This is a genomic window from Fusibacillus kribbianus (genome assembly GCF_030053595.1).
Taxonomy (GTDB): Bacteria; Bacillota; Clostridia; order Lachnospirales; family Lachnospiraceae; genus Lientehia; species Lientehia kribbiana.
Genome location: NZ_JASGBQ010000003.1, coordinates 158,833 through 173,601, shown reverse-complemented (window position 1 = coordinate 173,601; position 14,769 = coordinate 158,833). Strand labels below are relative to the sequence as shown.

The 14,769-nt window shown below is 51.0% G+C and carries 13 protein-coding genes; all 13 read left to right on the top strand.

What is annotated here, in order from left to right; translation table 11 throughout:
• The 13 genes from rfbB to QJ036_RS03775 all read left to right on the top strand — a co-directional run bounded on the left by rfbB (nucleotide 1) and on the right by QJ036_RS03775 (nucleotide 14,756).
• Entirely contained in the window at nucleotides 1–1,026 is a 1,026-nt protein-coding gene (gene rfbB, locus QJ036_RS03835; protein ID WP_283230119.1) for a dTDP-glucose 4,6-dehydratase, read from the top strand.
• Nucleotides 1,027–1,061: 35 nt separating this feature from the next.
• Complete coding sequence (rfbD, locus tag QJ036_RS03830; RefSeq protein ID WP_283230118.1) at nucleotides 1,062–1,925, top strand: dTDP-4-dehydrorhamnose reductase; 864 nt, start codon at nucleotides 1,062–1,064, stop codon at nucleotides 1,923–1,925.
• Between the two features lie 12 nt (nucleotides 1,926–1,937).
• A complete protein-coding gene (gene glmM / locus QJ036_RS03825; RefSeq protein ID WP_283230117.1) occupies nucleotides 1,938–3,290 on the top strand; it encodes a phosphoglucosamine mutase in 1,353 nt (450 codons plus the stop codon).
• Nucleotides 3,277–3,771: a VanZ family protein gene (locus QJ036_RS03820; protein WP_283230116.1), complete on the top strand. Its 495-nt coding sequence runs from the start codon at nucleotides 3,277–3,279 to the stop codon at nucleotides 3,769–3,771. Before glmM ends, QJ036_RS03820 begins: the two co-directional genes overlap by 14 nt.
• A complete protein-coding gene (gene hisC / locus QJ036_RS03815; protein WP_283230115.1) occupies nucleotides 3,752–4,810 on the top strand; it encodes a histidinol-phosphate transaminase in 1,059 nt (352 codons plus the stop codon). Before QJ036_RS03820 ends, hisC begins: the two co-directional genes overlap by 20 nt.
• Before the next feature lie 118 nt (nucleotides 4,811–4,928).
• The gene (locus tag QJ036_RS03810) at nucleotides 4,929–6,269 is read left to right on the top strand and encodes a glutamine synthetase family protein (RefSeq protein WP_283230114.1); all 1,341 of its coding nucleotides are present in this window, start codon (nucleotides 4,929–4,931) and stop codon (nucleotides 6,267–6,269) included.
• Between the two features lie 35 nt (nucleotides 6,270–6,304).
• Entirely contained in the window at nucleotides 6,305–6,853 is a 549-nt protein-coding gene (locus QJ036_RS03805; RefSeq protein ID WP_283230113.1) for an ANTAR domain-containing response regulator, read from the top strand.
• A 29-nt stretch (nucleotides 6,854–6,882) separates the two neighbouring features.
• Complete coding sequence (gene dapF, locus QJ036_RS03800) at nucleotides 6,883–7,677, top strand: diaminopimelate epimerase (protein WP_283230112.1); 795 nt, start codon at nucleotides 6,883–6,885, stop codon at nucleotides 7,675–7,677.
• A gap of 87 nt (nucleotides 7,678–7,764) precedes the next feature.
• Entirely contained in the window at nucleotides 7,765–8,979 is a 1,215-nt protein-coding gene (locus tag QJ036_RS03795; protein ID WP_283230111.1) for an LL-diaminopimelate aminotransferase, read from the top strand.
• Nucleotides 8,980–9,444: 465 nt separating this feature from the next.
• Nucleotides 9,445–10,281, top strand: a complete 837-nt coding sequence (locus QJ036_RS03790; RefSeq protein ID WP_283230110.1) for a MurR/RpiR family transcriptional regulator — start codon at nucleotides 9,445–9,447, stop codon at nucleotides 10,279–10,281.
• A gap of 36 nt (nucleotides 10,282–10,317) precedes the next feature.
• Complete coding sequence (locus QJ036_RS03785) at nucleotides 10,318–11,634, top strand: ADP-dependent glucokinase/phosphofructokinase (RefSeq protein ID WP_283230109.1); 1,317 nt, start codon at nucleotides 10,318–10,320, stop codon at nucleotides 11,632–11,634.
• A 57-nt stretch (nucleotides 11,635–11,691) separates the two neighbouring features.
• A complete protein-coding gene (xylB, locus tag QJ036_RS03780; protein ID WP_283230108.1) occupies nucleotides 11,692–13,197 on the top strand; it encodes a xylulokinase in 1,506 nt (501 codons plus the stop codon).
• Nucleotides 13,198–13,247: 50 nt separating this feature from the next.
• Nucleotides 13,248–14,756, top strand: coding sequence for a sugar ABC transporter ATP-binding protein (locus tag QJ036_RS03775; protein ID WP_283230107.1), 1,509 nt, complete (start codon nucleotides 13,248–13,250; stop codon nucleotides 14,754–14,756).
• Nucleotides 14,757–14,769: the final 13 nt, after the last annotated feature.

Sequence of the window (14,769 nt, the reverse complement as noted above, 5' to 3'; positions counted from 1 at the left end):
ATGAAGATTTTAGTGACTGGCGGCGCCGGTTTCATCGGCGGCAATTTTGTACATTATATGGTCAACAAGTATCCGGAGGATCAGATCGTGAATCTGGACCTCCTGACGTATGCGGGCAATCTGGAAACCTTAAAGCCGGTGGAGGATAAGCCCAACTACAAATTTGTCCGGGGAGATATTGCGGACCGTCCCTTTATCATGGAGCTGTTTGAGAAGGAACAGTTTGACGTGGTGGTGAACTTCGCAGCGGAGAGCCATGTGGACCGCTCCATCACCGATCCCGGCATTTTTGTGAAGACCAATGTGCTGGGTACCCAGACCCTTCTGGATGCCTCCAGAGCTTACGGAGTGAAACGGTATCATCAGGTTTCCACCGATGAGGTTTACGGTGATCTGCCCCTCGACAGACCGGATCTGTTCTTTACGGAGGAGACACCGATCCATACCTCCAGCCCTTATTCGGCCAGCAAGGCCAGTGCGGATCTGTTTGTGCTTGCTTACCACAGGACCTTCGGGCTGCCTGTGACCGTATCCCGCTGCTCCAACAATTACGGTCCCTATCATTTCCCTGAGAAGCTGATCCCGCTGATGATCAGCCGTGCCCTGGCAGATGAAAGTCTTCCTGTATACGGAAAGGGCGAGAACGTCCGCGACTGGCTTCACGTGTCAGACCACTGTGCAGCCATCGATCTGATCATCCGCAAGGGAAAGGTGGGAGAGATCTATAACATCGGCGGACACAACGAGAGGACCAATCTTGAGGTGGTGAAGACGATCCTGAAGGCTCTTGACAAGCCGGAGAGCCTAATCCAGTATGTGACCGACCGGCCCGGCCATGACCGCCGGTATGCCATTGATCCTACCAAGATCGAGACGGAACTTGGCTGGAAGCCCCAGTACAACTTTGATACCGGTATCGCCATGACGATCCAGTGGTATCTGGACAATCAGGACTGGTGGAAGCATATTTTAAGCGGCGAGTACAGCAATTATTTTGAGAAGATGTACGGAGACCGTCTGCAGTAAGACGGCAGCGCCGGGAACGCTACAGGAGACAGGACATGAGAGTATTAGTGACAGGCGTCAAGGGCCAGCTGGGCTACGATGTGATGAACGAGCTGGCAAAGAGAGAGATAGAAGGCGTCGGCGTTGACATCGAGGAGATGGATATCACCGATGCGGCTGCGGTGGAGCGTGTGATCACCGAAGCAAAGGTGGATGCGGTGATCCACTGTGCGGCCTTCACGGCAGTGGATGCAGCAGAGGAAAAGCTGGAGCTCTGCCGGAGGATCAACGCCGGAGGCACGGAGAATATCGCTAAAGTGTGCAAAGCTCTGGATATCAAGATGATGTATATCAGCACCGATTACGTGTTTGACGGTCAGGGGGAGAGACCCTGGGAGCCTGACGATGAGCGCGATCCCCTCAATGCCTACGGGCTGACAAAATACGAGGGGGAGCTGGCCATTGAAAAATATGTGGAGAAATTCTTCACTGTACGTATTGCATGGGTATTCGGTGTCAACGGCAAGAACTTCATCAAGACCATGCTTCGGATCGGGGAGGAGCGGGGAGCGGTCAGCGTTGTGGATGACCAGATCGGTTCTCCCACCTATACCTATGACCTGGCAAGACTTCTGGTGGATATGATCCAGACCGACAAATACGGCAGATATCATGCGACCAATGAGGGCCTTTGCAGCTGGTATGAGTTTGCCTGCGAGATCTTTAAGCAGGCCGGTATGGATGTGAAGGTGACCCCTGTGGACAGCGACACGTATAACGGCATGTATCCGACTGCGGCAAAACGCCCTAAGAACAGCCGGATGTCCAAGGATAAGCTGGAAGCAAACGGCTTTGAGCGGCTGCCCGCATGGCAGGATGCTCTCTCCAGATATCTGGGGGCTCTTGGGAAAAAAGCGTGAGGAGAGACAGCAGTGGGTAAGTATTTTGGAACCGACGGCTTCCGCGGGGAAGCCAATAAGGTATTAACAGTAGAACATGCCTATAAGGTGGGCCGTTTCCTGGGCTGGTATTACGGTGTCAGAGAAGGAAGAAAATGCCGGGTGGTCATCGGGAAGGACACCAGGCGCAGCAGCTATATGTTTGAGTATTCCCTGGTGGCAGGGCTGACGGCTTCCGGAGCGGACGCCTACCTGCTTCACGTGACGACGACTCCCAGCGTATCCTACGTGGTGCGGACGGAGGATTTCGACTGCGGCATCATGATCTCTGCCAGCCATAATCCCTTTTATGATAACGGAATCAAGGTACTCAACGGCAGAGGGGAGAAGCTTGAGGATGAAGTGACTGCAAAGATCGAGGCTTATATCGACGGAGAGACGGAAGAAATTCCTTTTGCTGTCCGCGAGGAGATCGGAAAAGCCTCTGATTATTCCCAGGGAAGGAACCGGTATATCGGGTATCTGATTTCTCTGGCAACCCGCTCCTTCAAAAACAAGAGGGTGGGCCTTGACTGCTCCAACGGCAGCGCCTTCTCCATTGCGAAAAATGTTTTCGATGCCCTGGGAGCGAAGACATACGTGATCAACAATGAACCTGACGGCACAAACATCAACCGGAACTGCGGTTCCACCCATATCGAGGTGCTTCAGAAATTTGTGGTGGAAAATCAGCTGGATGTGGGCTTTGCCTACGACGGAGATGCGGACAGATGCATAGCTGTGGATGAAAACGGCCGGGTGGTGGACGGTGACCTGATCCTTTACGTCTGCGGACTTTATATGAAGGAACACGGAATGCTGGACACCAATACGGTGGTGACAACGGTGATGTCCAATATCGGTCTTTACAAGGCCTTCGATATTGCGGGAATCCGTTACGAAAAGACCAATGTGGGTGACCGGTTTGTATATGAGAACATGGTGAACAACGGACACCGGCTCGGCGGCGAGCAGTCCGGCCATATTATTTTCAGCAAATATGCCTCCACAGGGGATGGTATCCTTACTTCCCTGAAACTGATGGAGGTCATGCTGGAAAAGAAGGAATCCCTTGGAAAGCTGACGGCTCCTGTGGACATCTATCCGCAGCTGTTAAAAAATATCCGGGTAAAGGATAAGCCTGCGGCCAGAGGCGATGAGGATGTGAAAAAGGCCGTGGAGAGAGTGGAAAAGGCCCTTGGAAATGACGGAAGGATCCTTGTGCGGGAGAGCGGTACGGAGCCGGTCATCCGCGTCATGGTGGAGGCACGGACTGATGCACTCTGTGAAGAATATGTTTCTCAGGTCATTGAGGTGATCCGGGCAAAGGGACATGAAGCAGAATAGAGATATGAGGGGAAGGCGCCGGATATTTCTGGCGCTGTCCCTTTTGTGGATGGGATTGATCTTTTATTTTTCCGCGCAAACGGGAGGAGAATCAGGGGCTTTAAGCGGTCCCCTTGACGGTCTTTTCGGATTGCCGGAATGGATTTGGAGAAAAGGCGCCCACATGATGGAATATGCAGTTCTGGGAGCTTTTTTTCTGGGATTTTTTGGTACGATTTTTGCCGGTATCCGGAAGGGCTGTCTGGCAGCCTGGGGATGTGCACTTGTCTATGCGGCCTTCGATGAGCTCCATCAGTTGTTTGTGGCTGGGAGGGAGGCGGCATTAAAGGATGTATGCATCGATGGAGCCGGCGCACTTTTTGGGATTTTGGCAGTATGCGGAGTTGGGTATCTGTATAAGGAAGCGGTGAATAGAAAAAAGGGCCGAACGGCTCCGGCGGTTCGTCTGGAAGGAGAAAAACATGAGACCCTGGGAAGATAATATCAGAAAGGTTGTTCCCTATGTACCCGGTGAGCAGCCGAAAAAGAAAAATATGATCAAACTGAATACCAATGAGAATCCGTACCCTCCGGCACCGGGAGTGGAGGAGGCCATGAAGAGTCTTGATACAGACCGGTTCCGTCTGTATCCGGATCCTGCTGCCGATGTGCTGGTGGCAGCTCTGGCAGAGCGTTATGGTCTGGAAAAAAATCAGGTGTTTGTGGGAGTCGGATCCGACGATGTGCTGGCCATGGCCTTCCTGACTTTTTTTAATTCTGACAAGCCGGTACTGTTTCCGGATATTTCCTATTCTTTTTACAGTGTATGGGCGGATCTTTATCGGATCCCCTACGAGCGGCCGGCGTTAGATGAGGCGTTTTGTATCCGGAAAGAGGATTACTATAAGGAAAACGGCGGCGTGATCTTCCCCAATCCCAATGCGCCCACCTCCCTTGCCATGGGACTTTCCGATGTGGAGGACATCATTGCCCACAATCAGGATGTGGTGGTGATCGTGGACGAGGCTTATATTGATTTCGGCGGACAGTCTGCCCTTCCTCTTCTGGAGAAATACGAGAACCTTCTGGTGGTTCAGACCTTTTCCAAGTCCCGTTCCATGGCCGGAATGCGGATCGGCTATGCCATGGGAAATCCGGCGCTTATCAAGGCCCTTAACGATGTGAAATATTCCTTTAATTCCTACACTATGAACCAGACTGCCCTCTGCCTGGGTGTGGAGGCTGTGAAGGATGAGGTGTATTTCCGGGAAACGGTGGGAAAGATCAAAGCCACCAGGGAGCGGACAAAGGAGCGGCTTTCTGCCCTCGGTTTTGTGTATCCGGAGCCTTCGGCCAACTTTATTTTTGCAAGCAGGCCGGGAACTGATGCGAAGGCGCTTTTTGAGGCACTGAAGGAGAAGGATATTTATGTCCGTTATTTTAATGTGCCCCGGATCGATCAGTATCTGCGGATCACCATCGGAACGGATGAGCAGATGGATAAGCTGTTTGAATTCCTGAAAAACTATTTAAACCATTGACAAAAAAGAAATGCCCTGTTATCATCGAAAAGAGAACAAGGGCGTTTCTTCTGTTTAGAGGAGTACGCTCTTTTCCTTTTTCGCACAAAGGGAAGAATAAAAAAAGGAGTTATGTCATATGAGTGAAAACAGATATACAAAAGAGGATATCATTCGTCTGGCCGAGGAGGAGGACGTGGAATTTGTACGTCTGCAGTTTCCGGATATTTTCGGCGTATTGAAAAATGTGGCCATTACGGTCAGCCAGCTTGAGAAAGCCCTGAACAATGAGTGCAGCTTTGACGGCGTTTCCATCAACCGGTATGGGGAGCTTGCCAGAACAGACTTGTTTTTGCAGCCTGATCTTGATACCTTTGAGATCTTTCCGTGGAGGCCGCAGCAGGGAAAGGTTGCCCGCCTGATCTGCGATGTGTTCAATGTTGACGGAACACCTTATGCGGCGGATACCCGCATGGTGCTGAAAAAGGTAGTGGAAAAGGCAAAGAGGATGGGCTATGTGTTCAAGGTGGAGCCGGAATGCGAGTTTTTCCTGTTCCATATTGACGACGGGGGTATGCCTACGACGCTGACCTACGAGCAGGCCGGCTATTTTGATGTGGGACCGGTGGATTTTGCAGAAAATGTCCGGAGGGATATTGTGCTCAATCTGGAGGAAATGGGGTTTGAGGTCCGTTCCTCCCATCATGAAAAGGCACCGGGCCAGCACGAGATCGATTTTAAATACAGCGATGCCTTAAAGACGGCGGATAATCTGCTGACCTTCAAGATGACGGTAAAATCCATTGCCAAGCGCCACGGCCTCCACGCCACCTTCATGCCGAAGCCCAAGTCCGATGTGGACGGATCCGGTATGCATATCAATATGTCTCTCTGGGATGAAGAGGGAAACGATGTTTTTTATAATGCAAACGATGAATATAAAATAAGTAAAAAGGCCCGTCAGTTTATGGCCGGGATCCTTTCTCATATCGGAGCGATCACGGCCCTTACAAATCCTCTTGTGAATTCCTACAAGCGGCTGGTTCCGGGCTTTGAAGCGCCGGTATATGCCACCTGGTCAGCCAAGACCATCTTTGCGCTGCTCCGTGTGCCGGCGGTCATGGGAACCCATACAAAGCTGGAGCTTCGTTCCCCGGATCCCACGGCGAACCCCTATCTGGCTTTTGCTGCGTGTCTGGCAGCCGGTCTGGATGGAATCGAGAAGGAGCTGGAGCTTTGTCCCAGTGTGGATGTCAATGTGTCTGCCTGGACCGAGGAACAGCGGAGAACGCTGGATATTGAACGACTTCCGAAAAATATGTGTGAAGCCATCGATGCCCTGGAGGCGGATTCTTTTATCACAGAGATGATGGGGGAATCTGTGGCGAGACAGTATATCAGCGCCAAGCGGAAGGAATGGGATGTCTACCGCAGACAGGTGACCGAATGGGAGATCAAGGAATATCTGAACCGTTACTAGACTGAAAATTCATTACGTGACTTGGAGGTGACGGCGTGGCCAACATTATAGTGGTCTTTCCGAAGCTGGAGGATGCGAAAAGCATCCGGAATATTCTGACCCGAAATGGTTTTAATGTCACGGCTGTCTGTACTACGGGAGCTCAGGCTCTGAATTACACAGAAGAGCTGGGGGATGGGATCGTGGTGTGCGGCTATAAGTTTGCGGATATGCATTACAGCGTGCTACATGACTATCTCCCGGAGGGATTTCAGATGCTTCTGGTGGCATCCCGGCAGTACTGGGGAGAATGCACCGCCGATGATCTGGTGTGCGTCAGTATGCCGTTAAAGCTTCACGATCTCATTGATACGCTCACCATGATGGAGGAGGCTCTGGCAAGACGGCGGCGGAAGCGGAAGGCTCAGCCGAAGCAGAGGAGTGAGGAGGATAAAGAGATCATCGTCAGGGCGAAAGAAACTTTGATGGAACGAAATAATATGACGGAGCAGGAGGCTCATCGCTATATCCAGAAATGCAGCATGGACAGCGGGACCAATATGGTGGAGACAGCGTACATGATCCTGGAGATTATGAAGCAGTAGCAGCGGATGGGCCGGAAAGGCGGTGTGGATTGCGGTTTACAAAGATGCACGGTCTGGGAAACGACTATGTATATGTAAACTGTTATGAGGAAAAGGTAGAAGAACCTGAAAGAATGGCAAAACAGCTCTGCGACAGACATTTCGGCATTGGCGCCGATGGGCTGATCCTGATCTGCCCGTCAGAGCATGCTGACTGCCGGATGGAAATGTACAATGCGGACGGCTCCAGGGGCGCCATGTGCGGCAACGGGATCCGCTGCGTGGCGAAATATGTATATGAAGCAGGTCTGGTAGAGAGAGAACGGATGAAGGTGGAGACGGACAGCGGAATCCGACGGCTGGTCTGCCGCGTCCGGGAGGGACGGGTATATCTGGTGGATGTGGATATGGGAGTTCCGGCTCTTTTTCCGCGGGAATCCCTTTCGGCAGGGGGAAGCAGTTTTTCCTTCACGCCTGTGGATATGGGGAATCCCCATGCGGTGCTGTTTTATTCGGATGTGGATTCGGTTGACGTGGAACAGATCGGACCGGCCATTGAGAACCATAAGCGGTTTCCCGGGAGAACCAACGTGGAATTTGCTCAGATCACGGATGCGCAGAATATCAAGCTCCGGGTCTGGGAGCGGGGAAGCGGAGAGACGATGGCCTGCGGAACAGGGGCCTGTGCAGCCTGTGCGGCGGCCATGGCCATGGGACTTGTAAAACGGAAGGTGACAGTGAGGCTTCCGGGCGGAAAGCTGGATATCACCTGGTCGAAGGCAGATGGGCCGATGATCCTGACGGGACCCGCGAAAAAGGTGTTCTGCGGCAGCCTCTGTCCATAGAAAATAAGAAAATGCGCTGTGGGACTTGACTTTCCATTAGTCCTGCGGCTAAGATAGACAGGAAAGAAAAAACGGAGGACAAAAAACATGTTCAGGATTAACGATAATTATTTAAAGCTGCCGGGAAGCTATCTTTTTTCTACCATCGGAAAAAAGGTGAGGGAATATTCTGAGGCGCATCCGGAGAAGGAGATCATCCGTCTGGGAATCGGTGATGTGACACAGCCCATCGCTCCAGCGATCATTGAGGCCATGCATAAGGCGGTGGATGAGATGGGAGTCCAGGAGACGTTCCGCGGCTATGCTCCAGATCTGGGCTATGAGTTTTTGAGAGATGCCATTGCTGAGGGAGATTATAAGGCGCGTGGCTGCGCCATCGAAGCAGATGAGATCTTTGTCAGCGACGGTGCAAAATGCGATTCCGGAAACATCCAGGAGATCTTCAGCCAGGACAGCAGGATTGCCGTCTGCGATCCGGTTTATCCTGTCTATGTGGATACAAATGTAATGGCGGGACGTACCGGTACCTATGACGTTTCTACCGGCATGTGGAGCGATGTGATCTATATGCCCTGTACTGCGGACAACGGATTTTCTCCGGAGCTTCCGAAGGAAACGCCGGATATCATTTACCTCTGCTTCCCCAACAACCCTACCGGTGCCACGATCACAAAGGATCAGCTCCAGGTCTGGGTGGATTATGCCAACAGGGTGGGAGCTGTGATCATTTATGATGCAGCCTATGAGGCCTATATTTCCGAGGATAATGTGCCCCACAGCATTTATGAGTGTGAGGGCGCCAGAACCTGTGCCATTGAGCTTAAGAGCTTTTCCAAGAATGCCGGCTTTACCGGTGTGCGTCTTGGCTACACCGTGATCCCCAAGGAACTGAAGTGCGGTGAGGTGACCCTCCATTCTTTATGGGCAAGACGCCACGGTACCAAATACAACGGAGCTCCTTATATTGTCCAGAGGGCAGGAGAGGCCGTATATTCCGAAGAGGGAAAGAAGCAGTTAAAGGCGCAGGTAGCCTATTACATGAATAATGCGAAGGTGATCTATGAAGGCCTTAAGGGTGCGGGTTACACCGTGTCCGGCGGCGTCAATGCTCCTTATATCTGGCTTAAGACACCGGGTTCCATGACATCCTGGGAATTCTTTGACTATCTTCTTGAAAATGCCAATGTGGTGGGAACACCCGGCTCCGGCTTTGGCCCCAGCGGAGAGGGCTATTTCCGTCTGACGGCCTTCGGTACCTATGAAAATACGGTGAAGGCCATTGAGCGGATCAAGGCACTGTAAGCGCTGAACGATGGAAGCGGCGGCAGCAGGCGGAAAATAAATGACTATTTTAAGGTGATTGGAAACAGGCGGTACCCGACTTGTCCGGTTTGGAGGAGTCGAGTACCGTCATTTGTTTTGCACTATGTAAAAAATGCCGATATTATTGGAAATTATTTCAAAATAAAATGTCTAAAGTGTACAAAAAAAGAAGTAGACTGTCAGTAAAATATGAGACATAGTTCCGTGAAATATTCTTTCAGGGAGATGGTAAAAATCAATAAAATATTAAAAGATTATTGGTAATAAATAATGAAAAGCAAAAAAAACAGACGAAAAAATTAAAGATTTTTTCATCGAACCTTCATTTTGCCAGTATATCTCATTGACAAAGCTGTGCAATTATCCTATAATCAGTAATAGAAAATTAATGAAATTGTTCAATAGGACGAAGGGCGGAGTATACAGACCGGCGGGGAGACATAAATGGGGCAGAATGAATTAGTAATTGATACAATAAAAGAAAATTACCAGCAGATGTTCTCCGCAGAGAAGAAGGTGGCAGATTATATTCTTCAGCATCCGGAGCAGACGGTCTCAGCCAACGTTTCAGAACTGGCGGAGCTGTCCGGTGTCAGTGACGCAACTGTGATCCGCATGTGCAAGCACCTGGGATATCAGGGGTTTTATCAGATGAAGCTGAATCTGGCTAGGGATCTTGGACAGCATCAACTGGTAGGATATCGGGGCGATCAGAACAATCCCGATACGGTGAAGGAAATTTTACAGGGGATTGCGAGAAACCTTCTGAGTGTGGCTTCAAGACTTGACATGAACGTGGTTTTAAACTGCGCGAAGCTTATCCGGGAGAGTGATATGGTACATACGGTGGCTGTGGGAAATACGAGTCCTGTGGCCATTGATCTGGGATTCCGTCTGGGACGCCTGGGGGTCCGCACCAGCAGCGCCATGGTGCCGGAATATTTTCTCAACAATATCAGCCTGGGAGGCAAGAGGGATGTTATTATTGCAATTTCCCATTCGGGAAGCTCCCGGCAGGTGATACAGGCTCTGGAGCTGGGGCGGGACAAGGGAATGAAAAGCATCGCCGTTACGGGAACTGCCAGAAGCCCTGTTTCTCAGATCGCAGATTACACACTGAATATTTCTGCGGAGGATCCGCTGTTCAGTGAATTCGGGGCCATATCCCATGTCTATGCGATGGCAGTGCTCGATGCCCTTCTTTATTTTGTGGCAAATGCGGAGCGAGGGTCCCGGGATGTGGACAGACTGGAGCTTTTGCTGGCGGAATCCAAGCTGTAATACAGGCTTTAGAAAATAATGAAAAAGGTGGAAAAGATGGCATATCAGGACAAGTATGAGGAATATCTGAATCAGATTCCCGCGGATATTGAAGTGTGTAAAGAGACCGGCAGACGGCACGTGTTTGGTTATACCAGCAATTACGATGTGGTCCTCAAATGGGATGTCGATGTATACAATCAGATCCTGAAGGAGTTTCTGAAGGAAGAACCCAGTGCCAAGGCGGGTGATACTATTGATACGATGGAGGATTTTGCCAGGATCAGCAGCTATTGCCTGATAAAGGGGATTGGTGCGAACTTTGATATTACAAGTGTGGAGGTCTGTGAGTATCTCCAGAGCCATTTTGAGTCAGAGCCGGCCCTTGGCGGCACCTGCGCTCAGGGAGCGGCAGCTCTGGCAGCTCTGGGATTTCCGATGGTGGCGCAGCTTACCGACAAGTGCAAAGAAGTCTGTGAGATGATGAATGCCTCCGATATGAGAGTGGTAAAGGGTGACCGTCTGGTGCCCATTATGGAGGGTGCTTCCGATGAGGCACCTGTGTATCATATGATCCTTCAGTTTTCCAAGGATGACAGGATTTTTGTCCATGGAAAGGAATATGCAGTTCCTCTTTCCAACCGTCTGATTCTCTTTTATGATACGATACATAAAACAGTGCCCATTGATCAGTGCTTCTTTGATTACTGGAATGAGCATGCGGCAGATATTTCCTCTTATTTGGCTGCAGGCTTTGACGCTGTCATCGATGAGCAGGTGATGGAGGAACGGCTGGATCAGCTTTGCAGCCATTTTGAGGCTATGAGGAAAAAAAATCCGGACTTCATTTTCTACCTGGAGGGGGCATACTACATGAACCCTGAGGTGAAGGAGATGCTGTTCAAGCGTCTGGCTCCTTATGCGAATATTGTGGGTACCAATGAGGAGGAGCTGGTGGCTCAGAATGAAAAATACGGCGTTGTGACCGATATTACCGATATCGAATCTGTTGTAAAAGGAATCGAAGCCATGATGGAGCGGTATGGCATCCGCGGCGTGGTGCTCCACACCAAGGACTACTCCATGTATTACGGAGAGGAACTGAAGGGGATCGATATTGAGAAGGGTCTGACCATTGGAAACCTGATGTCAGGGACCAGAGCGCGTATCGGCAAATACGGCACACAGGAAGAGTGCAGGGAGAGCCTGTCACTGGGATTGAGCCCTACAGGCCTTGCCTTCCACGATACGCTGGCAAATAGGAAGACCGATAAGCAGGCAGTGCTTGTGCCATCCAGATATCTGGAACATCCGAAGTATACCATCGGACTTGGCGATACCTTTGTATCGGGGGTTCACACCTGTTTTAAATAAGGGTGAATCAGAATCATGTGTGTCCGGGATATAAAATATTGAGACAAGGAGACAGCCATGGCATATTTAATGGGAATTGACCTGGGAACCTCCAGCCTGAAGACGATCATCATCGACGAGGTGGGAAATGTGAAGGCGCAGAGCGCCAGACCGTATCAGTTTTCATCCCCCTGCGGCGGTTATGCGGAGCATGATCCGGAGGAATGGTGGCAGGCCTGCTGTGCTACTGTGAGGGACTGCCTTGCAGCCTGCGGTGCGCCGGCGTCTGAGGTGAAGGGCGTGAGCTTTTCCGGTCAGATGCATGGAGCGGTGCTTCTGGACAAGGATTACCGTGTGATCCGTCCTGCGATCCTTCACTGCGATGCCCGTTCAGGGGTACAGGTGGAGAAGCTAAAGGCGGCATTGGGGGAGGATAAGGTTCGGGAGCTTGTCATGAATCCGGTTTATACGGGATTCCTGCTTCCCTCTCTTATGTGGGTCCGGGATAATGAGCCGGAAAATTATGAAAGAGTCAGATATGCGTTTTTGCCGAAGGATTATCTGAAGTTTAAGCTGACCGGAGAGGTCTCCTCGGATTATTCCGATGCTTCGGCAACGCTGGCCTTTGATATCAGAAGAAACTGCTGGTCGGAGGAGATCCTGAAGACGGTCGATGTGCCTTTGGAAATATTCCCCAGATGCTATGGGACCGATGAGGCGACCGGGACGGTTTCGCCGGAGGCGGCCAGGGAAACAGGGCTTTCTGTCTCTACGATCGTGGTTGCCGGCGGTGGTGATCAGGTGATGCAGGGAATCGGCAACGGCATCACAAAGGCAGGTCAGGCATCCTCCAATATCGGAACGAGCGGTCAGGTTTCGTTCCAGAGTGATGTGCCGATCTTAAATCCGGCACTTTCTACCAATACCTTCTGCGGATACAAAAAGGGACGCTGGTTTACCATGGGCGCCATTATGAACGCAGGACTTTCTCTTAAGTGGTTTAACAGCCTCTTCGAGACGGCTGATTATAACCTGATAAATGAACAAGTTGCAAAAGTAAAACCGGGAAGTGGGGGAGTTGTTTTCCTTCCGTACCTCAATGGAGAACGGACCCCTCATGTGAACCCCAACCTGAGCGGGATGTTCATGGGCGTGAATCTGAATACGGGCCGTCCAGAGATGACAAGAGCGGTGATGGAGGGCGTTGCATTTGCCCTGAATCAGTGTATTGAAGTCTGCGGGGAGCTCGGACTTAGAGCCGAGACGATGGTGGCCTCCGGCGGAGGCGCAAGAAGCGGACCCTGGCTTCAGATTCAGGCGGATGTATTCGGCATCCCTCTGAAAGTGGCGGACACCGAGGAGCAGGCAGGGCTTGGCTCAGCCATTGCAGCCGGTGTCGGTGCGGGTATTTACCGGGACATCGAGGAAGGGTGTCAGGCAGTGGTGCGGTACAAGGATTTCATTGTAACGCCCAATGCTGAAAGCCACAAAGCCTACGAGGAGTATTATCAGCTTTACAAGGATACCTACGGGGCCAGCAGGGATGTTTTGCAGCGAGTAACATTAATGGGGCGGCGGCAGTGATGCCCGGCCTGAAAAAGAAAGCATAGAGGTGAGAAAAGTTGGGAGAAGAAATGAAAAACAAAGACGAGTACATCTTTGAATGCGAAGGAATTTATAAGGCATTCGGTGGTACTCAGGCGTTGGCAGATGTCCAGCTCCATGTCAAAAAAGGCGAAGTCATTGCACTGCTGGGCGAGAACGGTGCAGGTAAATCGACTTTGATGAAAGCTGTAATCGGTCTCCATCAGCCCGATGCAGGAACCATGACTTTTGAAGGAAAGCCTTACTCCGCCAAGGGCCCTGTCGATGCAATGAAGGCCGGCATCTCCATGATTCATCAGGAATTGAATCCGGAGCCCTACCTGACGATTGCAGAAAGTATCTTCCTTAACAGAGAGGATACCAGGGGTATTATCCTGAACAAGAAAAAACAGAATGAAAGAGCGCAGAAGATCCTGGACCAGTTTGATTTCCCTTATCCTGCCACTACAGTAATGGGCAAGCTTTCCCTGGCACAGATGCAGATGGTGGAGATCATCAAGGCTGTTTCCTGTGATGCCCGTATGATCATCATGGATGAGCCTACCTCCTCTCTGGACAGCGAGGAAACAGAGCATCTGTTTGCCACCATCCGTGATCTTAAGTCCAAGGGCGTTGCAATCATTTACATCTCACACCGTATGGATGAGATCTTCGAGATCTGTGACAGCGTAGCCGTATTCCGAGATGGTACCTACGTAGGGGCCCGTTCCATGGATGGCGTTACCAGAGACGAGCTGATTTCCATGATGGTAGGCCGTCAGGTGAAGAACGTATTCCCCAAGACCGACTGCGAGATCGGCGATGTGGTATTCAAAGTAGAAGGCCTCACCGGCAAGGGCTTCAGCGATATCAGCTTTGAGGTTCGCGCAGGCGAGATCCTGGGCCTTACCGGTCTGGTAGGCTCCGGACGAAGCGAGACCATGAGAGCCATCTTCGGCCTTGACAAGCTGGATTCGGGCAAAATGTGGCTCGAGGGTAAGGAAATAACCATTAAGAATCCCAAGGATGCGATCAGACAGGGCGTCTGCATGGTCAACGAGGATAGAAAGAACTACGGTCTCTGTCTGTTCCGTTCCATCAGAGAAAATATTTCTCTTCCGAACCTTCCTGCAAGACAGAAGGGGCTGCTGATCAATCAGAGCCGTGAGAAAAAGGAATGTGAAGAGTATTCCAAGCTTCTGACAGTTAAGGCAGGCAGCATCGAGCATAATGCCTACTCTCTTTCAGGCGGCAACCAGCAGAAGGTTGTTATTGCAAAATGGATCATGGCAAATCCCAAGGTTCTGATTCTCGACGAGCCTACCCGAGGCGTGGACGTAGGTGCAAAGTCTGAGATTCATACCCTGATGTGCCAGTTTGCCGCAAAGGGCATGGCAGTTATCATGATTTCCTCCGAGCTTCCCGAGGTTATGGGAATGAGCGACAGGATTCTTGTTTACCATGAAGGCAAGCTGAATGGCGAAGTGAGCCGCGAAGAGGTTCTCAGCGGTGCTGCAACCCAGGAAGTAATCCTGGCAAAAGAATTTGGTGGAAAGTAGGAGGAGATAAAAA

Excerpts from the sequence above, each read along its gene's own strand:
- rfbB (WP_283230119.1), top strand. The coding sequence starts at position 1 with ATGAAGATTTTAGTGACTGGCGGCGCCGGTTTCATCGGCGGCAATTTT.
- rfbD (WP_283230118.1), top strand. The coding sequence starts at position 1,062 with ATGAGAGTATTAGTGACAGGCGTCAAGGGCCAGCTGGGCTACGATGTG.
- QJ036_RS03820 (WP_283230116.1), top strand. The coding sequence starts at position 3,277 with ATGAAGCAGAATAGAGATATGAGGGGAAGGCGCCGGATATTTCTGGCG.
- hisC (WP_283230115.1), top strand. The coding sequence starts at position 3,752 with ATGAGACCCTGGGAAGATAATATCAGAAAGGTTGTTCCCTATGTACCC.
- QJ036_RS03810 (WP_283230114.1), top strand. The coding sequence starts at position 4,929 with ATGAGTGAAAACAGATATACAAAAGAGGATATCATTCGTCTGGCCGAG.
- QJ036_RS03795 (WP_283230111.1), top strand. The coding sequence starts at position 7,765 with ATGTTCAGGATTAACGATAATTATTTAAAGCTGCCGGGAAGCTATCTT.
- QJ036_RS03790 (WP_283230110.1), top strand. The coding sequence starts at position 9,445 with ATGGGGCAGAATGAATTAGTAATTGATACAATAAAAGAAAATTACCAG.
- QJ036_RS03785 (WP_283230109.1), top strand. The coding sequence starts at position 10,318 with ATGGCATATCAGGACAAGTATGAGGAATATCTGAATCAGATTCCCGCG.
- xylB (WP_283230108.1), top strand. The coding sequence starts at position 11,692 with ATGGCATATTTAATGGGAATTGACCTGGGAACCTCCAGCCTGAAGACG.
- QJ036_RS03775 (WP_283230107.1), top strand. The coding sequence starts at position 13,248 with ATGAAAAACAAAGACGAGTACATCTTTGAATGCGAAGGAATTTATAAG.